The organism is Haliea salexigens DSM 19537 (assembly GCF_000423125.1).
GTDB classification, from domain to species: Bacteria; Pseudomonadota; Gammaproteobacteria; order Pseudomonadales; family Halieaceae; genus Haliea; species Haliea salexigens.
The window spans coordinates 205689-227629 of record NZ_AUHJ01000005.1 but is presented as its reverse complement, the minus strand read 5'-3'; the positions used below and the strand labels follow the sequence as shown (position 1 = coordinate 227629).

Genomic DNA, 21941 nt, shown 5'->3' with positions numbered 1-21941 from the left:
GGCCTTGCATGGGACACCGGGTTTCTCCGCTACTTTCGATCACGCCGTATCGCTCGCTGCCTTCAGATTTACTGATTCGGGACAAGGCCGGAGGTGCCATCGGTGCAGGCCTGCTGATATACTCGCAGCCCGCAGCGCCCCCGTAGCTCAGTTGAATAGAGCGACCCCCTCCTAAGGGGTAGGTCCCAGGTTTGAGTCCTGGCGGGGGCACCAAATGCACGTCGTCCACCGCCAGCCCCTTGCAAATCCCGCGCTGGCGTATCACTCTCTGCACCGTGAGATTCTGCCGCGCAGCCGCGCGGTGGCAGGTTGTTTAGAGAGGGTTACCCGATTGCGGTGGCGGTGTATCGCGGGTGTTCTCGCACTCCAGTTCTTAGCAGTCAATGCAGTAGCCGTGCAGGCATCCGAGCTGCCGGTAGACCGTGAGCGCTACAGCGATGCGGTGGTTGCCATCGACCGTGGGCGCTGGACGGAGTATCAGCAATTACGCCCGGCACTCGATGAGTATCCCCTGGCGATGTATCTGGACTACTTTGAGCTCAGCCGCAAACCCAGTGCCGTGCGCCCGGGTGACGCGCAGCTGTTTCTGCAACGCAGCGCCGGCACCCCCTTGCCCAATCGCTTTCTGGCGGTATACCTGCAGCGTGCGGGGCAGGAGCAGCGCTGGCGAGATTTTCTTGCCGTGATGCCGACAGAGCCCAACAGCATTGAACTCAAGTGCTATTACTTCCGCGCCAGGCTGGCAGCGTCCGATCCGCTGGCAGCCTGGGAGGGTGCAGAGCGCCTCTGGGTGCACGGCGAGTCGCGCCCCAAGGCCTGCGATCCGCTTTTTGCTGCCTGGCAGAAAGCCGGGGAGCTTGATGATGAGGCCGTGTGGGCGCGGTTGCTGAAAGCGTTCGACGCAAGGCAGCGTAGCCTGATGAACTATGTGGCACGCCAGGGCAGTGCCGACCTGCAACCCTGGGCCGAGCGCTTGCTCCAGGCCTATGTGCAGCCGCATCAGATGCAAAAGCGCCTGCAGCCAGGTGATGACCCGAAGGTGGCTGACATCGTGGCCCATGGCACGGCCTATTTCGCGCGTTACAAGCCTGAGGCGGCACTGGTCCAGTGGCAGTATTTTCAGCAGCGCATGGTGTTTACTGCCGCGCAGCAAGCACAGGCGGAGCGGGAGCTGGCGCTGCGCAGCCTGTTTGCTCGCTCTGATGTCAATCTGGCATGGGTGGAAGAGGCCCTGGCCCGCCTGGGTGATGACCTGCTGGTGGAGGTCAGGCTGCGCTGGGCGCTGGAGGAGCAGGACTGGTCAGCGCTGGCGGCAAACCTGCAGAAGCTGTCGGTGGAGGGCAGGGCGGCGCCGGCATGGCGTTACTGGCGCGCCGTACTCTATGAGCGCGACGGCGAAACCGCGCTGGCACAGGCGCTGTTTCGCGAAGTGGCTGGCGAGCGCGACTACTATGGCTTTCTCGCTGCAGACCGGCTGGGGTTGCCCTACCAGTTCAATCCGCAGGTGGTTACCGTGGCCGCCGAGCGCGCGGGCCCGTTGCGCGAGTTGCCGGTCGTGCAGCGGATTCAGGAACTCTACCACCATGACGAGGAGAACCTCGCACATTCGGAGTGGTACCAGGCGTTACAGCTCACTACGCCGGAGGAGCAGGTTGAACTGGCAGCGCTGGCAGCGGACCTGGGTTGGCACCGCATGGCGATTGATGCGGCAAACCGTGCCCAGGCCTGGGATGCACTGGACTTGCGATTTCCATTACCCTACCGCGACACCTTCACCCGCCTGGCAGCACAGCGCGGCCTGCAGAAAACCGAGCTGATGGCCATTGCGCGCCGCGAGAGCGCCTTTTACGCCGGCGCCCGCTCTCCGGTTGGTGCCCGTGGGCTGATGCAGGTGATGCCCGCTACGGGGCGCGAGGTGGCCGCGAGCCTCGGTACCCCGCATTCGGACAGCGCGCTCTACGATGTGGAGCACAACATACTGTTGGGCAGTGCCTACTATCGTCAGTTGCTCGACCGCTATGACAGCAATCGCGTCCTGGCGCTCGCCGCGTACAACGCCGGCCCCCATCGTGTCACCCGCTGGCTGAACGCAGCCGATGCCACAGTCCCGGTGGATGTGTGGATAGAAACCATTCCCTTTCGTGAAACACGCAACTACGTGCAGGCGGTGCTGGCGTACAACGTGGTATTCCAGTACCAGCTGGGTGAGTCCGGCAGCTTGCTCACTGAGCGCGAACGCCAGTTGGCGTACTGAGCGCACGTGGCAGCGCCCGCCAGTCAACTGAGTTTTGTCATACCGGTACTCAATGAGGCGCCACGCATCGCGGGCCTGCTGGAGGATCTGCAAGCCCGCTTTCCGGGCGCGGAGCGCATTGTCGTGGACGGCGGCAGCGGTGACGATACTGTGGCCCACGCGCTACCGGGTGCAACGAGTGTACTGGTGGCTGAGTCGGGGAGGGCCCTGCAGATGAACCTCGGGGCGCGCTCGGCACAGGGCGAGTACCTGCTGTTTTTGCATGCGGATACTACCCCCCTGTTTGACGCCAGAAGCTTGCGCGCCGCGCTGGAGCTCCGCCCCGCCTGGGGCTATTTCAGGCTGCGCCTCGATGGCAGGGCCGCGGTATTTCGGTTGATCGAACGTGCGATCAGCTGGCGCTCCAGTGCTTCCGGCATTGGCACCGGCGACCAGTTGTTGTTTGTGCGTCGGGACCTCTTTGCAGCGGCAGGCGGGTTCGCGGCGATTCCGCTCATGGAAGATATCGAGTTGTGCGTGCGCCTGCGGCGGCAGCAGCGGCCTCTCCTGCCACGTGGCTTGCGGGTGCAGACCTCCAGCCGCCGATGGGAGAAGAGAGGGGTGGTGCGCACGGTGGTGGAAATGTGGTGCCTGCGTCTGGCGTACGCGCTGGGTGTCAGTCCGGCGCGCCTCTGGCGGTACTACTACGGTGTGCCCCGATGAGTGTGCTGTTACAGCAGTTTGCCCGTGCCCCGGTGCCGGGCCGGGTGAAAACCCGCATGCAACCCGCGTTGAGCCCCAGTGAGGCCTGCGCGCTGCACGAGCAACTGGTGCTGTGGACCACGCGTAGCTTGCTGCAGGCGCAGCTGGGCGCAGTTGAGCTGTGGACTGCCGGCGGCGTCGATCACGCGCTGTTTCAGCAGTGCCTGAGCGAGGGCGTCAGCCGGCTCTGTGCGCAGCAGGGCGTCGATCTGGGTGAGCGCATGCAACACGCCCTGACCGCGGGGCTGGAGAAGGCTGGCAGGGCGGTCCTGGTGGGTAGCGACTGCCCGTGGATCAACAGCGCGTATCTGTCGCTCGCTGTACAGGCGCTGGAGCGTGATGACATCGTTCTGGGGCCTGCGCTGGACGGGGGCTTTGTGCTGATTGCTGTCCGCTGCGCGCTGCGTCGCGCGCTATTTGATGGCGTGAACTGGGGCACGGACACGGTGCTGGAAGAGACACTGGCACGGGCGGCAGAAGCGGGCTACAGCACAGCGTTACTGCCTCCTCTGCAGGATATTGATCGCCCCGATGACCTCGCCGCCTGGCGTGCGCTGCGGGCAGCTGCGTCGGGTTCAGGCGGTGGCGGTGGCAGCGGCGCGCTGGGGTTCTTCGGAACTGACCCGTGAGCGTTGGTACAACAGCCAGGCAACGGCGGTGCAGTAGCCCAGGTTGGTTTGCAATTCACCGTCCGGGTCGCTCAGAAAGGCGCGCTGACTGGCAAGTCCCCGGACACGGCTGGCCAGCTCCGGGCGGTAGGCCAGGTAGCGGTCCCAGATGTCCCGGTGTTGGGCGGTGGTGATGTGATAGAGCCCCAGCCCGCTGCTGCGCGCTGAGAACAGGCCCAGCTCGGGCGCTTCGATGGCGGCCTGCAGCAGGAAGTCTTCACAGGTTTCCGTCCATACCCCCAGGTACTTCAATGTGGGCCGGATGACCTGGTCTCTCAGGTGTTCTGCGGTTACGTACATGGCCTGTATCCTCTCGGGAAGCCGATTGAATTCATTACCGCCGTTTCGTACTCCACTTTCCTTGCGGTGCCTTTATTGCTGTTGCGGCCGGGTCACCTTTCCTCGGGTCACCCGCGCCGTCATGGCACCTGTAGGTATTTTTAGCATACGAATTCAATAAAGCCAATGAAAATAACAGGTTGCGTGTAATTATTTACTAAGTACGTGCGGAAGAGTGTGTAACTGCAAAGAACAGGCGTGTAAGAGCAGCGTTTTACTTCGCCTAAAATCGTTTAAATATGAGTTACTTGCGGATATATGTAATTAAAAGCTGCGTTTATCCGCCTGCTATCTTCACTGTGAATCCGCGTTTCTCCAGCTCGGCTTTCAACAGCTCCCGCTGATCGCCCTGAATCTCCACGGCATCGTCTTTCACCGCACCGCCCACGCCACACTTCTGTTTCAGGGCCTTGGCCAGCGACTTCAGCTCGTCGCCCTGCAACGGCAAGCCCCGGATCAGGGTAACGGCTTTGCCGCCACGGCCCTTGGTTTCGCGGTGCAGGCGCACGATGCCATCGCCCAGGTCGGCGGGTTTCGCCTTGCCGCAGACACAGCTCGCCTCAGGGCGCTGGCACTGCGGGCACAGGCGCCCGCCATCGGTGGAGTACACGAGACGGGAGTTTGTGGGGGTGCGTCGCGGCATGGTCAATTCCTTGTTGAGCGGCGCCCGGCAGTATATTAGCCTCCGCGCTGCAATTGAAATGTGCCGCGAGGGAAGACAGTGAAGAAGAAGGAATTGCTGCAGATGCTGGAGGACCTGCAGAGTCAGGTGGCGTTTCAGGAAGACACGGTGCAGGGGCTGCAGGCGGCGCTGAGTAGCCAGCAGCAGGACCTGCTGGTGGTGCAGCGGCAGATGCAGCTGCTGAAGGAGCGTCAGGACGAGCAGGCCGCGGCACTCGATGATGCCCGGCCCCGGGGCCCCGAGGCGCCGCCTCCACATTATTGATCGTCAGTCCGCAACGCTGCATCGGCTGCAGTGCGCGGGGGCCCGGCTGGCAACTTGCCTCGCGCAGGCAAATCGCCCACACTTTGGCGCTTTTTGACTGTTCGCATAAATTAACAGGTACACACGATGTCCGACGATTCTGCCCGTAAAGACACTCCCGAACAGGCCGAGTTTCGCGCCTACTGCCGCGATTGGCTCGAAAGCAACAAGCCCGGGGAGCCACCGGTGCGGCTGCCACAAACACCACTCGAAATAATGACCCAGGAGCAACTGAGCTACCTGCAGGCCTGGCAGAAGGCAGCCTACGATGCCGGCCTCATCGGTTGCGATTATCCGCAGGCGGTCGGCGGTGGTGGTCGCAAGGATTGCCAGCGCGTCGCGAATGAGGAGATGCTGGCAGCTCGCACGCCCTTCCTGCCCAACGTGATCGGTCTCGGCATGGCGGCCCCCACCGTGTTCTACCACGCCCGGGAAGAGGTCAAGGCCGAGTTGCTGCCGCGCCTGTTTTCGGGGGAGGAGATCTGGTGCCAGGGTTTCAGTGAACCCGGTGCAGGCTCCGACCTGGCCAGTGTGCAAACCTTTGCAGAACCACGCGGCGACAAATGGGTGATCAATGGTCACAAGGTGTGGACCTCGCTGGCGCATTTTGCCGAGTGGATGATTATCCTGCTGCGCACGGACAAATCCCACAAATACGACGGACTGTCCTATTTTGTGGTACCGATACGTGCCGCCCTGGGCAAGGGTGTGACCGTGCGGCCGCTGATCAAGATCACCGGTGAGACCGGCTTCAACGAAGTCATCTTCGACAACTTGGAAGTGGACGACCGTTATCGCCTGGATGAATTGGGCAAGGGATGGCAGGTGGCTATGACCACGCTGTTGCACGAGCGCGGCGCGGGGGAGTTGCAGGGGCCACGCTCCGGCGGCATGAAAAACCGCTCCAGCCACAACATTACCACCTCGGCCGTTATCGACCTCGCGAGGAACACCACGCGAGGTGCCGGCACTGCCGCCGATGATGCGTTGCTGCGCGACAAACTGATGCGCCAGCTGATTCGCGAGGAGGGCTTGAAGCAGAACCAACGCCGCTCGCGGGTACAGGCACTGCTGGACCACCCCATGCGACTGCCGCTGCAAAACAAACTGCTGGCTAGTGAAATCGCCCAATCCATCGCCGCATTGGCCGTGGAAGTGGAGGGCATGGCGTCCTCGCTCTACATGGGTGACAGCAACGCGCCGGCTGGCGGGCAGTGGCCCTTGTCGTATATGAACTCCTACGGCATGACGATTGCGGCGGGCACCAGTGAGGTGCAGCGCAATATTCTTGGCGAGCGTGTGCTCGGCCTGCCGAAGTCGAAATGAATTGAAGCCGAAGAAAGGAAGACAGTACATGACACAACCCAAGAATTACGGCTTCGGCGAAGAGGCTGCACTGCTCAAGGAGTCGGCGCGCAAGTTTTTCCGCGAGCATTTCACTACCGATAAACTGCACGCACTGGTGGCCAGTGACCCAACGCCCGAGCGGGCGCCCCAGTGCCAGTGGGATGAAACCCTCTGGCGCCAGCTGGTCGAGCTGGGCTGGACCATGCTGGCGGTGCCGGAAGAGGCGGGCGGCGTGGGGATGCCCGTGGCGGCTGTCGCCGGGCTGGTGGAGGAGGTGGGCCGGGCGGCTTTTCCCTGCCCGCTGCTGGGCACGCTGAATGCCACTTATGTGCTTGTGGCCTGTAAACAACCGGGTGCAACAGCGCTGGCCGACATTGCCTCTGGTGCAGCAGCCACACTGGCACTCACCAATCGTCATGGGGCGTGGGATCCGGCGGCCACCGAAGTGGAATACCGTGATGGTGCACTGCACGGCACGGCGTGGTTCGTTCAGGATGCCTTGAAATGTAACAAGCTGCTGGTCTGTGCCAGTACTGCTGCAGGCCACGGCCTGTTTTGGGTGGATGCTGCCGCTGTGGGTGTTACTGTACAGCCCGATGGCATCGTGGATCTCACCCGTGACCAGGCCCACGTCACGTTTGACGGCGCGCAGGGGCTGGAGGTCAGCGGCAACGCACTGGCCGTTCTGCACGAGGCCATGCCCGCCATCTGGACGCTGCTCGCTGCCGACATGGTCGGTGCCGGCGAATGGCAACTGCAAACCACGGTCGAATATGTGAGCACCCGCAAGCAGTTCGACCGTCCGCTGGGTTTCTTCCAGGCGATCAAGCACCCTCTGGTCGAGGTGATGGTGCAGATCGACGAGGCGAAGTCGCTGGTGTACAACGCGGCTTGCGCCTGTGACAGCGAGCCGGAGAAGGCAGCGCAGTATGCCCATATGGCCAAGGCCTCGGCCAGTGATATGGCGGCTTATGCGAGCAGCCGGTCAGTCCAGAGCCACGGGGGTATCGGTTTTACCTGGGAGTGCTATGTGCACCTGTATTTCAAGCGGCAGAAACACTCGCAAATGCTCTGGGGCGATGCCGCCTGGCACCGGGCGCGACTCGCCGATATCGTGATTGGCAGCGCCGCATGATTCACCATCACGTGCAGTTGGAGATTCTGCAATGAGCTGGAAGACCTGGGTCTTATTGGGGCTCACGTTTGCCGTGGGGTTGTTCACGCTGTTCTCCATTGCCACGCGCCTGCCGACGCCACCGGAGCACCAGGTGTTCGTCAACGGCGATGTGCTGACCATGGATGCGGAAAACCGCGTGGTTCAGGCAATGTCGGTGCGTGGCGAGCGCATCGAAGCACTCGGTAGCAACGAGGACATGATGGCACTCGTGGATGACCGGACCGAGGTGATCGATCTCGCCGGGCGCACACTGATGCCCGGCTTCATTGATGCCCACGGCCACTTTCCCGGCTCCGCACTGAACACGGTATCTGTGGACTTGAATAGTCCGCCGATCGGGACGATGGAGAACATGGAGGACTTGCTGGCGGCCCTGCGGGCACGGGCGGCGCAGTTGCCGGCGGGGGAGTGGGTTACCGGCTTCGGCTACGACGACACCCTGCTGGCGGAAGGGCGCCACCCCACCCGTGAAGAGCTGGATGCGGTGGCGCCCGAACATCCGGTGGCGCTCCTGCACATTTCCGGGCACATGGTGGTTGCCAATAGCCGCGCGCTGGAGGCTGTTGGAATAGACGCAGAAACACCCGACCCTGAAGGTGGCGTGATCGGTCGTACGCCCAGCGGCGAGTTGACCGGCTTGCTGGAGGAAACCGCGCGCCTGCCGGTTGCCGAGCGCATGCTGGATCTCGGCGCCATGGATTTCCTGCGCATGGTGAGCGCGGCAGTACGTGAATACGCCGCATACGGCGTCACCACCGCTCAGGCGGGGGGCGTGGCGCCCCAGATGGCCGGTGGTTTCAAGCTTGCCAGTGTTCTGGGACTGATGCCGCTGCGGCTGGTGCTGTTCCCCATGCAGGACGACTACGGGGAAGAGATCGCTGCTGGCACGTTCGATCCGGAGGACCTCGCGGCGCGGCGGATTGATGTCGGCGCGGTTAAAATCGTCGCCGATGGCAGTATCCAGGGCTTTACCGGTTACCTCACGCGGCCCTATCACACACCATTTCACGGTGACGAAGATTACCGCGGCTATGCAGCGGTTCCCCGGGAACGCCTGTTCGAGCAGATCGAGACCCTGCATGCCGCGGGGTTACAGATCGCTGTACATGGCAATGGTGACGCCTCGATTGACGATATCCTGGATGCGTTTGCAGCGGCGCAGGCCGCCCACCCTGTAGATGACCCGCGTCTGATTCTGATTCACGCGCAAATGGCACGCGAGGACCAGATCCAGCGCATGGCTGATCTGGGTGTTACGCCCAGCTTTTTTGCCGCGCACACCTGGTTCTGGGGTGACCGGCACCGGGACATCTTTATCGGCCCCGAGCGCGCCGCGCAGATCAGTCCGGCGGGCTGGGCGCAGGCGGCGGGACTGCGCTTCACCTCGCATATGGATACCCCGGTAACGCCGATGCGCCCGCTGCAGGCGGCCTGGAGCCTCGTCCACAGGCAAACCTACGGCGGTGATGTGCTGGGACCGGAACAACGTGTGGACGTGATGACGGCCCTGCGTGCGGTGACCATTGACGCGGCCTGGCAGGTTTTCCAGGAAGACAATCGCGGTTCGCTGGAGCCCGGCAAGTACGCGGACCTGGTGCTGCTGAATGGCAGCCCGTTGCGCGACGCGATGGGAATGCGCGAGCTGCAAGTGGATGCCACCTGGGTGGGCGGGGCGCTGGTCTTCAAGCGGGGATAAACGCGTGGCGTGGACAGTCGCGCCGTGATTCGTTATAAAGCATTGGTGTTAAGTACCTGCTTCGGAAGGTAAAAAAACCAAAGGGATTGGTCCTCACCCATGTACCTCTACAGCGTCGATAGAACACTGACTTTTACATCCGAAGACATGGTGCTGTTCAAGGAATCGCCATTCGCCTGCTGGATGGAGCGCCTGACACTCGAAAACCCCGCGCACGGCGTTGCGCCCGATGCGGGCAGTGCGCCACCCGGCGACAGTGCCCGGCGACAGGATGCAGTCGCCGAACTGCTCGCCAACAAGGGTCGGCAAGTCATATTGATCGACTGGGATGCGCCGGAGGCACTGCGGCGCAGCGACACGCTGGCGGCCATGCGCAGCGGCACGGAGTTCATCGTCAACGGCCAGCTCGCCGTGGGGCCGCTGGCAGCATCCAGCCAGTTGTTGATGCGTACCAGCGGCTACTCAGAGCTGGGGAATCACCTGTATATCCCCTGTGACATTCAGGGTAAAACCAACCGGCACGATGCTTTCCGGTTGTGTTTTCTCGCCGACCTGCTCCACAGCGTGCAGGGCGTGCTGCCACCGCAGATGGTGATGTTCCGCCGCGGCGGGCAGGCGCTGCACCTGAAAACCGAAGATCACATCTTTCATTATCGCGCCGTAAAGCAGCACTTCATGGCAGCGCAGCGCGAGTTTCGCAAGCACCGTATGCCGGATCCCGCGCTATCCGTACATTTTGGTCGCTGGAGCGCCTGTGCCAATGACGTTCTGCGTCAGCGTGCCCTGCAGGGTGATGCGCACTGGCAGACGCAGGAGCGGCACGAGCTTGCATTAACACCGCCTGAATGCGACGTGCCGGTCGCCCGCGAGCGCACGGTAGAAACCACCGATGCGGCACTGCAGGGGCTGGAGTTTATCGGTAGTGGCGGGGTGTCGATGACGCTCGCCTCAGGTGGTCGGGCGGCTCGCGCGGGTGATCGTCGACGGCGACCGGTACCGCCGGCGGCGCTGGGTGAGGCGCTGGCGCCACCCGTGGAGACGCAGCAGGTAGAACCGCTGTCGCACCCGCTGGATGCCGCCGGTTTCAGCGTGGCGCGACGTGTTGAAACGCCGCCCCGTCGGCGCGCCCAGTTGCCGCCCGCCGAACCGCCAGGTAACGATGTGGATAGGGAACAGGCGGCGCCGCGCCGCTTCACCCCGGTGCCGTTTTCTGCCAGCCTCAACACCAGCGATAGCTTCGAGGGCTGAATCCGGGCAGCGACTCAGGGGTCGAGCAAAGCCGTGCGGGGGCGAATGAACAGCGCCTCGCAGGTTGCGGTCACTTCGCCATCCAGCAGCATGTCTCCGGTGACCACCGTTTTGCGGCCGGCAGAGTCCTGCAGGGTTGCGCGCAGGTCCAGATCGCGATTCAACGGTGTCGGGCGGTGGTAGCGCACGGTCAGCGAACCGGTCATACCGGGGTTGTCGCCCGCCAGTTGCGCCATGCCGAGGAACTGGTCGAAGATAGCCGCGATAAAGCCCCCGTGGATATAGCCGGGCGGTCCTTCGTAGGCATAGCCGCAGCGCACGGTCCCGAAGGCCTCGCGCCCCTTGAGCCACATATTGAGTGCCGGCGACAGAGGGTTGCTCCAGCCGCCCAGCGCATTCAGTTCATGATTCACCTCACCGTGCCCGCCGTGTTTGCCATCCTTCAAGAATGCCGCCAGGCCGTAGAGACGTGGCTCGGCCTGCAGCTGGTGAGCCTCGCGTTCGAGACGCTGCGCGAGCGCATTGATGAGGTCAGTGGAGGCATCGCTGGTTACCAGGGCTTCGGTGAGTGCGCGCAAAGCCTCGGCGGCCCTGCGCTTCGCTTCCCAGTGGGGTGAAAAAGGCGGCGAAACCTCTTCCGAGGCAAAAGGGCTGAAAACCGCCCTGCTGCTTTCACGGCTGTCAAACATGTAGCGAGTCCTGTTCTGTGGTGTGTGCTAGCGCAGGCTGCGAAAGCAGGTGCGTAACTCGTTGACCAGTACGTCAGGTTGCTCCAGCGCGGCGAAGTGCCCGCCTTGCGGCAGTTCGTTCCAGTGAATGAGGTTCTGGAAGCGCTGCTCGGCCCAGCGTCGGCTACTGCGGAAAATCTCTTTGGGGAAAATTGAGCACCCGGTGGGCATGGCAATCGGCTGCATGGAAGGGGCGTTGAAGCTCTCCCAATACAGCCGTGCCGAGCTCGCGCCGGTGTTGTTCAACCAATAGAGCATCACGTTGTCGAGCAGTTCATCGCGGTTGATGACATGTTCAGGGTGCTTGATGCCATCGCGCTCGCAGTCTGTCCACGCGTGGAATTTCTCCACAACCCAGGCCATCTGGCCGACGGGCGAGTCAGCCAGCCCATAACCGAGGGTCTGCGGGCGGGTGGACTGCTGTTTCGAGTAGCCGGAGTCCCACTGGGAGTAGAAGGTCATCGCTTCCAGTGCCGCCTGCTCATTCGGCGTGAGGTCGTTCATCGTCTCCGGGTCGGGAGTCACAATGGGCATGGTGATGTGGATGCCCGCGCAATGGTCGGTCTCCGTCTGTCCAATACTCTGGGTGATCATGCTGCCCCAGTCGCCCCCCTGCGCGACGTAGCGGCTATAGCCGAGGCGCGCCATCAGCTCGCCCCACATGCGGCCAATGCGCTCCACGGAGGTGCCAGTGCCAGTCGGTTTACCCGAGAAACCGTAGCCCGGCAGGGAGGGAATTACCACATGGAAGGCATCCGCGGCGCTGCCTCCGTGCGCAACCGGGTCTACCAGCGCGTCGATGATATGGCGAAACTCCAGTACCGAGCCGGGCCAGCCGTGAGAAATGATCAGGGGCAAAGCATCTGCATGCGGCGAGCGACAGTGGAGGAAGTGGATGTCGATGCCGTCGAGGCGGGTGCGGAACTGGGGCCAGCGGTTCAGCTCCGCCTCACAGCGCCGCCAGTCGTATTCGCGGGCCCAGTAGCCTGCCAGTTCCTGAGTGTAAGCCAGGGGGATACCCTGGCTCCAGTCTTCGCAGGTTTCGTTATCCGGCCACCGGGTTGTGCTAAGGCGGCGCCGCAAATCCTCCAGATCCGCATCGGAAATATCGACAGTGAATGGCAGGACGGTGGTGTCGGACATGGCAGGACCCTCAGTTGAGCGCACTACCGTAGCCACAGCGCAGTTGCGATGCAAGCGCTACTGGCGTCAATCCGCGCCTGCGGTATACCCGCTTAACCCGCGGTTGCCGCCTGCTTGCGCGCACCGCTGCGTCGCTTCGCCGGGGTTTTGCGTTTTTTGGCCGCTGTGACCGAATCCAGGTAGGGTTGCAGGGCATCGCGCTCCGTAGCATCGCCTTCGGTCTTGCGCAGCAAGTGCGGTGTGCGCGGTTCACGGTCAAGAAACAGCTCCCCGCTTGCCTTGCCCGCTTCAGTGGCGACCGCAAGCCACACGATGGTATCGGCGCCTTCTTCCGGACTGCGCAGGATACGCCGCGTTATGCGATGGAACCCGGGCAGTGCCGATTCCACCCCCGGGGTGTCGGCCCAGCCGGGATGCATGGCATTGACCACAACGCCTTCATCTTCCCAGGCTTCAGCCCACTGCTCGGTGAGGACCATGAGCGCCCGCTTGCAGCGGGCGTAGGCCACACTGCCCGAATAGTTTTCTTCCCGTGCCTGCAGCCAGCGCACTTTCAGGGGCTGCGTGTACATGCCGCCTGACACCACGTTGATCACGCGCGCCTGAGGAGCGGCGAGCAACAGGGGCTTCAGCCCTTCCGTGAGGCGGTAGGGCGAAAGCAGCAGAAGCGCGAAGCTCTGTTCCAGGCCCTCGGGCGTCAAGGTGCGTTCATTGAAGAGGGCGCCTGCATTGTTGACCAGAATATCGATTGGACGTCCGGTACGCAGCAGGCGTTCTACCAGGCGCTCCACTTCCGACATCAGGCTCAAGTCGGCAATTTCCACGGAAATATTGGGGTTGCCCGTTTCGCGCTGCAGTGTATTGACCAGTTCCTGCGCGCGCGATTCGTTGCGTATCACCAGGGTAAGCGCGGCGCCGCGTTCCGCGAGGGATTGTGCTGTGGCGAGGCCCAGCCCGGACGTGGCCCCGGTGATGACCGCGTGCTTGTCGCCCATCCACGCGGACATCGGGTTCCAGTGCCGTTTGCCCAGCGTGTAGCCGCGCCGGCTGAAGCGTGCGATGCCGGGCAACACCCAGCGGTCAGCGCGCGCGTTGCCCGCGGAGATGGCCGGTGCAGGGTAATCGTCCTCCAGTGCCGCTTTCAGCCCCTGTACGGATTCAAAGCCCATTTTCTCCATGCCCTTGCGCAGCGCCGCCACGGTGGGCCCCAGCGGCACGTGGAAGCTGAAGGATGCGCGGTAATCAATGTGCGTGCCCGTGGCGGATGTGGAGAAGTGGATGACGTCGGTGACTTCGAACAGTCGGCAAGTGCCGTGAAGCTCAATCGATTTGTCCTGCTCCAGATGGGTGACGGTATAGAGCAGGTCGACGGACCCGACGGGCATATCACAGGTGACGCGAAACCGGGTCCCCACTTCGACGGCGCCTGCGGACAACTTCTCCACAGCGCTGGCGGTAGCATCCCATTCCCGGGTGCTGCGAAAGTCTTTCACATAGTCGAACGCTTCGCGCACAGGGCGCGGCACATCGATTTTTTCGTGAAGCTCAATCATGGTGCAAACCTCTGAGAAACGTTAGTCTGTATACGATGCGGTCCCGGCTGCAGATTGCCGCTTGCCAAATCAGTATAGACCTCGCGCGGCGTAGTGTTCTGGCGGGCGGTTACAGCGGTCGGCGGCAAGCCGTCGGGAATGCTGAGGGAGAGAGAATGAAGGAGAGCCGCCGAATTCTTGCAGCGCTGTACTGTGTGCTGGCGAGCCATGTTGTTCAGGCGCAGTACGATATAGACACCCGATTACCCACCTGTGACACCCTCGCCTGGTCGCAGGCGGTCCGCGACAGCTACCCTGATATGCAGCAGATCTGCCGCGGTATCTACCAGCGCGACGGTGTGCGGTATGCCCAGGCCGAGGTTGAGGTGCTCCGGGTCAGCGGTAATCGCATGACGGTGCGCACCATACATGTCGATGGCAGTCCGGGGCATGAGACAACCGTGCGCGTGGGCCCGCAATGGCGCGCCCAGATCGACGGCAGGTCACTGCGGGCGGGCGAGTTGATTGCCGGGCAGCGCCTCATCGTCTACATTCCGCAGCATCGTTTCGAGTTGACTTCCGAGGCGGGGAACGGACCTGCGAAGGAATCGGCACCAGCTTCCGGGGATAGCGGCGCGGCGCAATAGCGTTATTCGTCTACCCAGATCTGGCGCAGTGGCTCACCAAAATCATCGTACAGCGTCTTGCGTCGAGGGCGGGAACGGTTGACCGTTTTCGTGGCAGGGCGCTTTTTCTGCAGTGCTTTGCGGCGCTCTTCGATGGCGGCGACCACTTCGGGGATCAGGGTCCGCTCTGCGCGAGGCTCGCTGAACAGCCGCCGGGTCAAATACAGCGGAGGGGCGAGAGGGTCTTTGCCACTGACGCCGGACGGCACCGATTTCACCTCACCACCCTCCTGCAAAAAGCGCCGAGTCTCGCGGTCGAGGTCGGCGCGCAGGTCGGCTTTGTCGGGTAGCTTTTTTACCATGGGCTGAGCCTGTTGCGTCGCGCGCTGGGCATCCAAAACGGTTGAGTATAGCGCCATCCCGCGATTTTCACAGGCCTGCCTCAAGGCGCCGCAGGCCGGGAACGCATCGTCCAGGCTGCCAGCCCCATGCCCGCCAGCACACCGAGCAGGTCGGCCACGAGGTCGCCGAGGCTGGCCGAACGCCCGGGAACCCACAGTTGCAGCGTCTCGGTAGCCACGGCAAACAGTGCCAGTGCGAGTGCGGTGCGCACGGCGTGGGTGCGTCGATCGCCCCAGGCGCGCAGGCTTGTGAGCCCACACAGCCCGAACAGGAGCGCGTGGACGAATTTGTCCGACCCGCTCACCTGGGGGGCCGGTGTATCCGCGAGCGCGAGCCAGTCAGCGAGTGCTGCGAGTGCCGACCCCGGCGACAGCAGTAACGCAGCGGTGAGGCTGAGCGCCGCAATGGCCTGCCACTGGGCTGCTCGGTAGCGGCCAGCGTGCCGCACGGCAGGATCAGGCATACCCTGGCCGCCGGGCGTCAATCAGCAGGTTGCGCGGTGTCAGCTGGTAATCACAGAATGTGCCGAGACGCACGTCCGCGCCGCTTTCCTGCAGCAGCAGGGCGCGGTCCAGCGCCAGCCAGATCTCCAGCGGGCGTTGAAACACATGCGTGACGAGCTCGATACGCCGCAGCAGCCTGCGCCGCCGCGCACCCTGTTCAAGCCACTGCTGTTCACTCACGGTATCCGGTGCTGGCAGGTGCTTGAGCGCAGCGGCGTAACGCAAAAATTCGCTGAATGAGCCGCGCAGAACAGCGGTCGGTAGGGATGGCAGAGGCAGGTAGCTGTCGCTGGCGCGCGCAGTACGCTGCCACTCGTCAAACGCCAGCCGCCACCACAGCTCGCGTTGCCGCTTGCGCCGTGTACCGCAACTGCCCGTGACGGTTTCCTGCTGGGTCAACTGCAGGTCGGTGCGGCTCAGTCGCAGTTCGCTCGCCGCTCCCGGGCGCGAAAGCGGTTGGTAGGCGTGCTGGGCAATCGCGTCGTAGCAGCAGGGCGAGAGACTGAGTCGTGCGCACTCGCTGTGTGTCCAGTGCTGCAAGAGTGTCGTGTGCAGGTCGCCACAGGCATGCAGGGCAACAGCGTGCCCTCCACGTGGCAGTAGTGCGCCAGCGTTGGCACACAGTACGTCCATTTCGCAAAACTCGACCGACGCCGCCCAGCGCGCCGCCAGTTGCCGTCCGGCGCGGCAGAGCTCGGGATCTCGTTCGATACTGGTCACCGGGCGCCGGTCGCTCGTCGCCAGCAGCCGACCGAGATGCCCCTTGCCGGCGCACCATTCAAGCACCTGCTGGTCGGTGTCGGGCATGCGCGCCGCGAACGCTTTAATCTGTTGCCACTTGCGCCCGGGGATACCTGTATCCAGGCGTGCAGGAACCGCCAGATCGCGGGCGGGTAAACGGGGCAGGGCGCACAGCTCGGCGAGGCGCGCGGAGGCCTCGCCCAGCCAGGGTCGCAACCATTGCAGGCGTTCCAGTGGTGCAGCCTCCAGAGCTGTCAGCTGTACGTCATTCAGGCGCTGCAGCGCTGCAGCAAGTGTGGGATGGGTTGTCGACCAGGGCAGCACACGATAGTGAAACGGTCTCAGCTGCCACAGCTCGCGGTGCTGGTGGAGCAACGTATCAAGGGCGTGGAAACGCTGCAGGCAGTCGTTTTCCGGGACGGTGTTTGCGGCCATCGGGCGTTCAGCGTTGCAGCAGTTGGGTCACTTGCGAGGCTGCCGTGGGGCGCACCACGCGTCCTACTTCCTGCCCTGCGCGCAGCAGTATCAGCGTCGGCCACAATTTCACAGCAAAGGAACGTCCGAGCGGGCGCCCCTTGCCATCTTCAATTTTGAGGTGTGCGAGTGCCGTATGCGCTTGCAGCGCCTCTGCAATGGCAGGTTGTGCGGCCTGGCAATGGCCACACCAGTCTGTACCAAACTCCAGCAGGAGTTCACCTGGGGTCAGGTCGATAGACGCCCGGCTGGGAGCGTCCGGGGAGTACGGTCGGGAGCTTTGCATGGTGTCTCGCTATGAAGGTCTCAAGCCGGACCACTATACCTCAACATCCGTCCGACGCGCAGTTATTGGCGCTTGCGCAGACCCTCCAGAAAGGTGTGCGTACTGCTTTCAAGCAATGAAAATACATCGGCTTCCGGCAGGAAGCGCTCCACGTGACCATAGAGGGCGATACCCGCCAGGCCGTGTGCCATGGACCAGAGCTTGATGCTTAACTGCAGCACGTTGTCTTCATCCACCGGGTTCTGTGCGCACCAGTTCTCTACGGCGGTCATCAACACGTAGAACCCTGCGGCACTGCGCTCATCACTCTCCTTTTCCCGTATTGCGCGGATACCCGCATCGCCCCACATCAGCCCGTAGAACGGAGGGTGTTCACAGACGAAGCGGATATAGGCTTTGCCAATGGCGATAATTGCCTCGGCGCTGCCATGCGGTTCGGTTTGCACGACCGCTGCCACCTGCTCACCCAGTGTGAAGAAGGCGAAATCAATTACCGCGTCCAGCAAGGCGGTTTTATCGCTGAAGTGGCGGTAGGGGGCGGCGCTGCTGACACCGGCGCGGCGTGCCGCGTCCACCATGGCAAAGTCCGCGCCGCCGCGCTCCTCAATCAGCTCGGCGGCGGCGAGAATGAGGGCATTGCGCAAGTCGCCGTGGTGATAGGCAGGGGAACGCGTGCTCATGGTTGTGCATCCAGCGCAGTTGCGGGTAGCGGCTGTGGCATCGTATGTGTGCCCCCGTGCTTGAACAGCACGAAGAGCTGCGGCACAAGGAAGAACGACACAACGGTGGATAGCAGCACGCCACCCGCAATGGACATGGCGAAAGGCGGCCAGAACTGGCTGCCCTCCAGTATCAGCGGCAGGAAGCCACCGAAGGTGGTTACCGTGGTTGAAACAATGTGGCGGCTGGAGTCCATGACCACCCGGCGCACCGCGTAGCGGCCACCGGTCATGGCGCCGCTGTCTTCCTGCAGGGCCGTCATGATGATGATGGCGGCGTTGATCGATACGCCAATCGAACCGATCACGCCAATCAGCGCCTGGATACCAAACGGGTATTTAAAGATAGCCAATGAAAGCAGGCTGAGCCCGATGGAGCAGACGCAGACGATACCAGCGACGGCGGAAAGCCGCCACGAGTTGAACGTAAGGACAATGGTGGCAATCAGCATCGCGAGAATTATGCCCATTGGCGCCATGATGTCGTGTACAACTTCGGCGCGCTCGCCGCTGTCTCCACCGAAGCCATAACGGTAGCCCTCAGGCATTGCAATGGGATTGGCGAGCAGGTCATCACGCAGTTGGCTGAGCGCCTCCTCCGGTAACACGCCCCGTGTGAGGTAGGCCTGGACGGTATTGGTGCGTTCGCCGCGCGTGCGGCTGATCGGGCTGCGGGCTGGCTCCAGCGCGAATTCTCCAAGGCTGTGTAGCGCAACTCCGGGCATACCGGTATTCTCCGGCAGCCCGGACAAAGGCAGGTGCAGATTACCGATATCCCCGGGGCTGCTCCAGCGCTCCTCCTGCAAGCGGGCGACCACGGGTAGCCGTTCCGTGCCTTCCAGTACCTCGCCGCCGCTTATGCCCTGCAGTGCCGCCTGCAGTGCCGCCGCCACATCGCGCTGGCTTACCCCCGACAGCTGCAGCCGCATGTCGTTGGCATGAAACACCCATTTTGGCGCACCTGCGGCCAGGCTGGTGTTGGTGTGTGTAACATCCGCCAGCTGCTCCATGCGCAGGCGAAAGCTTTCACCCAGTTCGCGCAGCACATCGAGATTGTCACCATAGATTTCCACTTCCAGCGGGGCCATCACCGGCGGCCCCTGGTCGATGCCGCGCACGATGATACGCGCCGCGGGGTAGTCCCGGTCCACGGCGCGCTGCAGGCGCCGGATCAGGGCGTCGGTAGCGCGCGGGTCGGTGGTCAGCACCAGCGCTTCGGCCCAGCTGGGCATGGCCTCCCGGGTGCGAAACATGTTGTAGTAGAACGGCGGTGTGCTCTCACCAATGGTCCAGTCAACCCTGCGCACGAGGGGTTCCTCGCGCAGGCTTTCATCCAGCCGCTTGACCAGGGCGGTGGTGTCGTCAATGGAACGGCCATCCGGCAGCTTCACCTGCAGGTACATCTGGTCGCGGTCGGTGCCGGGAAAAAACTGTGCCGTCAGGGTGGGGAAAGTGAGAAAACCCGTCACCGGCAACACCAGGGCCAGGGCCACGGAGCTGGCCGGGTTGCGCAGCGACCAGTCCAATGCGCGAACCAGCAGAGTGCCGGGGCGGCCGCTGGCGATACCCATCTCCCACCAGCGGCCGCTGCGCCTCAATCCACGCGGCAATAACCAGGCGGCGAGTACAGGCGTGACAATCAATGCCAGCAGCAGCGAACCGGTCAGCATGACCACCACGGCGATGGCGATGGACCCCATGAAGTCCCCCGAGGGGCCAGGCAGAATCACCATGGGCATGAATGCCAGTACGGTGGTGACCGTTGAAGAGAGCAGGGGAACGCGCAACCGTGACACCGCCCCGGTGATGGAGGAAAGAGGGCTGTCGCCATGGTCGATCAGGCGCTTGCGGATTTCGTCAGTCATGACGATGGAGCCGTCTACCAGCAACCCCAGCGCAACCACCAGGCCGGTAACCGACATCTGGTGGATCGCAATGCCGGCGTGATAGAGCACGGTGATGGAAAACAACGTGCAAAGGGGCAGGATACAGGCAACTACCACCGCAGCGCGCCAACCCATAGTGAACAGCAGCACCAGCAGTACCAGCAACACGCCGAGCGCGAGGTTGGCAACAACGCTGCGCAAGCGCTCCTCGGTGTAAACGCTTTGATCGTAGCTGATCTCGATACTGATGCCATCAGGCGCCAGTGTGTTGTAGCTGGCCACAAAATCGGTGAAATCGGCGGCCCAGCGGTCGACCTGCAGGCCGTCCTTCATCGCCACGCCAATCAGGATACCTTCTGCGCCCTGCACCAGAACCCGCGCGGCAGGCGGTGTGGAGCGCGCGCGGTACACATCGGCAATGTCGCCTACCCGTATCGCGGCACCATCCGCCGTGGCGCGCAGTAAAACTTCGCGCACGCGCGCCGTGCTGTCGAACTCGCCACCCACTTCAATCAGCAGGTCGTTGCCATTGCCGGTGCTGCGCCCTGCAGCTGCGCGCGGGTCGGCGCCCTGCAGCGCCGCGGCAACATCAGCGGCACTCAGACCACGGCTGGCGAGGGCGATTTCGTCGATGGCCACGCGGATTTCTTCGCTCGGTTCACCGAACAGGTCCACGCGCTCCGTGCCGCTGAAATTGCGTGCGGCATCGGCAAAATCCAGCGCGATGCGGTGTAGCAGTGACAGCGGCGCCGTGTTGCCGTCCCTGGCCCGCAAGGCGACCAGCATGGTGTAGGACTTCAGCCGGTCATCATCAAACAGGGGAGCGGTCGCGCCGGCCGGGAACTTGGCGGCGGCATCGCCGAGTGCGTCGCGAATCTCCGACCAGCTGCGTTCGATGTCGGCATCGGAAAGGCTTTCCACCAGGGATATGGTGAGGCTGGATACGCCGGTGCCAGAGACCGAATTCAGCTCGTCGATTTCAGCAATCTGCCGCAGTTCGTCTTCCAGGGGACGTGTGATGATCGCCTCCACCCGGGCTGGGTCAGCGCCGGGGTAGAAAGTTGTCACGTGCGCCACAAAGTTGGTAATGGTGGGATCTTCCTGCCGGGCAATGGAACGCAGGCTGGCTATACCGACGGCCAGCACTACCATAACCAGCAGAACGAAGTAGCGGGTGTTGCCGTAGAGCAGACGCGCAAGCATGTTCAGTACTCCACAGGTTGCACGGTTGTCCCTGCGGCAATGCGGTGTATGCCGTCGGCCACAACGCTGTGGCCCGGCTGCAGACTGCCGCGCACAAACGCCCGGTCAGCCTTCACGGCGAGCACCTCGACAGCCTCGCGCAGGGCGACATGACGACCATCGTGCTGTTCTTTGATACGCAACACTGTCCAGGCGCCACGCTCGCCTTCAAGCAGAGCACTGACAGGCACCCACCCCCCCTGCGCCTGTACCGTACGATTGAGCGTCACGCTGACCACTTCACCATCGAGTACTTCAGTAGCGGGTGCCAGCTGAAAAACCGCGAGTGCTGTATGTGTGCGGGTATCCACATCCCGGCGCAGGGCTTCCAGGGTCGCTTCAATGGCGCCGGTGCGCAGTTGCAGTGTGTAGCGTGCCCCTGGCTCGAGGTCATTCAGTCGCGCAGCGGGAATGCCGATGCGCGCTTCCAGCGCATCCACCGAGACCAGCTGCATGACCGGCTCACCCGCCTGCAATACCGTCCCCGGATCCAAATGGCGCGTGGCGACAACCCCGTCATAGGGCGCTCTCAGCGCAGATTTCTCCAGGTCGATGTCCAGGGTTTCCATTCTCGCCAGCACCGCGCCTTTGCGGTTGTCCAGCGCATCCGCCGTCAAGCGGGCTTCATCGTAGTCCTGTGCTGAGACGGCGCCGGTGTCACGCAACCGCTCGTTGCGCTCGAGGCGCAGGCGCGCCAATTGCAGCTCGGCGTCCACACTCGCCAGGTCCGCACTGGCCATGTTTTTCTGCGCCTGCAGCTGGCGGGTGTCGAGCTGCCCGAGAATCTGTCCGGCGGTCACGGCGCTGCCTTCCTCCACCGTGAGGTCCAGTAGCAGGCCCGGCACTTCAAAAGCGAGCTGGGCGCGCGCCTTGGCCTGTACGATTCCGGAGAGCTGTATGGCTTCGGTATAGCTGTTCTCCTCGACAAACGTCAACACCGCAACGGGCAGGGGAGCGTGTGTCGGCTGCTCCTCTGAGCCGGCGCGCAGGGTGATGGCAACGGTCAGTAGCACGGTGGCCAGCACAGCGGCCATGAGGCTGAGCAGAAAGGTGGCGTAGCGACGTGGAAGCGAAACCGGCATGGGTTGGAGCTCGAATGTTAATGGCAGTAACATTTAATGTTAGAGTATTTAACATCCAATTGAAAGCGTTCTGTGCAACCGGCCCAGGCGAGAGCGCTGGCGGTGCCGCGTCCCTCGGGCGT

Annotated in this window: 21 protein-coding genes and 1 tRNA gene; 10 read left to right on the top strand and 12 right to left on the bottom strand. The window is 63.1% G+C overall.

Translation table 11 applies throughout. From position 1 onward, the window contains the following. Positions 1–136 precede the first annotated feature (136 nt). From G533_RS0108000 to G533_RS21120, 4 genes are all read left to right on the top strand, one after another. Positions 137–213 (top strand) — tRNA-Arg (locus G533_RS0108000). A 181-nt stretch (positions 214–394) separates the two neighbouring features. Further along, entirely contained in the window at positions 395–2254 is a 1860-nt protein-coding gene (locus tag G533_RS0107995) for a transglycosylase SLT domain-containing protein (RefSeq protein ID WP_027949504.1), read from the top strand. A 6-nt stretch (positions 2255–2260) separates the two neighbouring features. Continuing rightward, a complete protein-coding gene (locus tag G533_RS0107990; RefSeq protein WP_027949503.1) occupies positions 2261–2956 on the top strand; it encodes a TIGR04283 family arsenosugar biosynthesis glycosyltransferase in 696 nt (231 codons plus the stop codon). Continuing rightward, positions 2953–3624: a TIGR04282 family arsenosugar biosynthesis glycosyltransferase gene (locus tag G533_RS21120; protein WP_051230102.1), complete on the top strand. Its 672-nt coding sequence runs from the start codon at positions 2953–2955 to the stop codon at positions 3622–3624. The genes G533_RS0107990 and G533_RS21120 overlap by 4 nt, the downstream gene beginning before the upstream one ends. On the opposite strand, the gene G533_RS21115 is transcribed toward G533_RS21120, so the two are convergent. Together G533_RS21115 and G533_RS0107975 are read right to left on the bottom strand one after the other, a co-directional pair. Then, complete coding sequence (locus G533_RS21115) at positions 3571–3963, bottom strand: hypothetical protein (RefSeq protein ID WP_051230101.1); 393 nt, start codon at positions 3961–3963, stop codon at positions 3571–3573. The two genes, G533_RS21120 and G533_RS21115, sit on opposite strands and share 54 nt — an antisense overlap. Before the next feature lie 316 nt (positions 3964–4279). Next, positions 4280–4645 carry a translation initiation factor Sui1 gene (locus tag G533_RS0107975; protein ID WP_027949502.1) on the bottom strand — a complete coding sequence of 122 codons (366 nt, stop codon included), beginning with the start codon at positions 4643–4645 and terminating at the stop codon, positions 4280–4282. 78 nt (positions 4646–4723) lie between these two features. On the opposite strand from G533_RS0107975, the gene G533_RS0107970 reads away from it, so the two are divergent. The 5 genes from G533_RS0107970 to G533_RS0107950 all read left to right on the top strand — a co-directional run bounded on the left by G533_RS0107970 (position 4724) and on the right by G533_RS0107950 (position 10455). Further along, positions 4724–4948 (top strand): SlyX family protein, encoded by a 225-nt coding sequence (locus G533_RS0107970; protein WP_051230100.1) that lies wholly within the window; start codon positions 4724–4726, stop codon positions 4946–4948. A 126-nt stretch (positions 4949–5074) separates the two neighbouring features. Further along, positions 5075–6313: an acyl-CoA dehydrogenase family protein gene (locus G533_RS0107965; protein ID WP_027949500.1), complete on the top strand. Its 1239-nt coding sequence runs from the start codon at positions 5075–5077 to the stop codon at positions 6311–6313. Between the two features lie 28 nt (positions 6314–6341). Continuing rightward, complete coding sequence (locus G533_RS0107960) at positions 6342–7469, top strand: acyl-CoA dehydrogenase family protein (RefSeq protein WP_027949499.1); 1128 nt, start codon at positions 6342–6344, stop codon at positions 7467–7469. Positions 7470–7500: 31 nt separating this feature from the next. Continuing rightward, positions 7501–9207 (top strand): amidohydrolase, encoded by a 1707-nt coding sequence (locus G533_RS0107955; protein ID WP_027949498.1) that lies wholly within the window; start codon positions 7501–7503, stop codon positions 9205–9207. A gap of 99 nt (positions 9208–9306) precedes the next feature. Next, a complete protein-coding gene (locus G533_RS0107950) occupies positions 9307–10455 on the top strand; it encodes a hypothetical protein (RefSeq protein ID WP_027949497.1) in 1149 nt (382 codons plus the stop codon). A gap of 14 nt (positions 10456–10469) precedes the next feature. Here the strand turns inward: G533_RS0107950 and G533_RS0107945 are convergent, their stop codons facing one another. The 3 genes from G533_RS0107945 to G533_RS0107935 all read right to left on the bottom strand — a co-directional run bounded on the left by G533_RS0107945 (position 10470) and on the right by G533_RS0107935 (position 13879). Next, on the bottom strand, positions 10470–11144 hold the full coding sequence (locus tag G533_RS0107945; protein ID WP_027949496.1) for a PaaI family thioesterase: 675 nt from the start codon (positions 11142–11144) through the stop codon (positions 10470–10472). 27 nt (positions 11145–11171) lie between these two features. Further along, a complete protein-coding gene (locus G533_RS0107940) occupies positions 11172–12326 on the bottom strand; it encodes an epoxide hydrolase family protein (protein ID WP_027949495.1) in 1155 nt (384 codons plus the stop codon). 92 nt (positions 12327–12418) lie between these two features. Then, positions 12419–13879, bottom strand: a complete 1461-nt coding sequence (locus G533_RS0107935) for an SDR family NAD(P)-dependent oxidoreductase (protein ID WP_027949494.1) — start codon at positions 13877–13879, stop codon at positions 12419–12421. Positions 13880–14034: 155 nt separating this feature from the next. On the opposite strand from G533_RS0107935, the gene G533_RS21110 reads away from it, so the two are divergent. Continuing rightward, entirely contained in the window at positions 14035–14505 is a 471-nt protein-coding gene (locus G533_RS21110; protein ID WP_051230099.1) for a hypothetical protein, read from the top strand. 2 nt (positions 14506–14507) lie between these two features. On the opposite strand, the gene G533_RS0107925 is transcribed toward G533_RS21110, so the two are convergent. The 7 genes from G533_RS0107925 to G533_RS21095 form a co-directional block, all read right to left on the bottom strand. Further along, entirely contained in the window at positions 14508–14846 is a 339-nt protein-coding gene (locus G533_RS0107925; protein ID WP_035527166.1) for a hypothetical protein, read from the bottom strand. An 80-nt stretch (positions 14847–14926) separates the two neighbouring features. Beyond that, the gene (locus tag G533_RS21105; RefSeq protein WP_051230097.1) at positions 14927–15349 is read right to left on the bottom strand and encodes a VanZ family protein; all 423 of its coding nucleotides are present in this window, start codon (positions 15347–15349) and stop codon (positions 14927–14929) included. Continuing rightward, entirely contained in the window at positions 15342–16565 is a 1224-nt protein-coding gene (locus G533_RS0107915; RefSeq protein ID WP_027949492.1) for a methyltransferase, read from the bottom strand. The genes G533_RS21105 and G533_RS0107915 overlap by 8 nt, the downstream gene beginning before the upstream one ends. A 7-nt stretch (positions 16566–16572) precedes the next feature. Continuing rightward, complete coding sequence (locus G533_RS0107910) at positions 16573–16890, bottom strand: thioredoxin family protein (RefSeq protein WP_027949491.1); 318 nt, start codon at positions 16888–16890, stop codon at positions 16573–16575. Positions 16891–16952: 62 nt separating this feature from the next. Further along, entirely contained in the window at positions 16953–17570 is a 618-nt protein-coding gene (locus G533_RS0107905; protein WP_027949490.1) for a TetR/AcrR family transcriptional regulator, read from the bottom strand. Further along, complete coding sequence (locus G533_RS21100; RefSeq protein ID WP_084638874.1) at positions 17567–20698, bottom strand: efflux RND transporter permease subunit; 3132 nt, start codon at positions 20696–20698, stop codon at positions 17567–17569. Before G533_RS21100 ends, G533_RS0107905 begins: the two co-directional genes overlap by 4 nt. Before the next feature lie 2 nt (positions 20699–20700). Next, positions 20701–21819 (bottom strand): efflux RND transporter periplasmic adaptor subunit, encoded by a 1119-nt coding sequence (locus G533_RS21095; protein ID WP_051230096.1) that lies wholly within the window; start codon positions 21817–21819, stop codon positions 20701–20703. Positions 21820–21941: the final 122 nt, after the last annotated feature.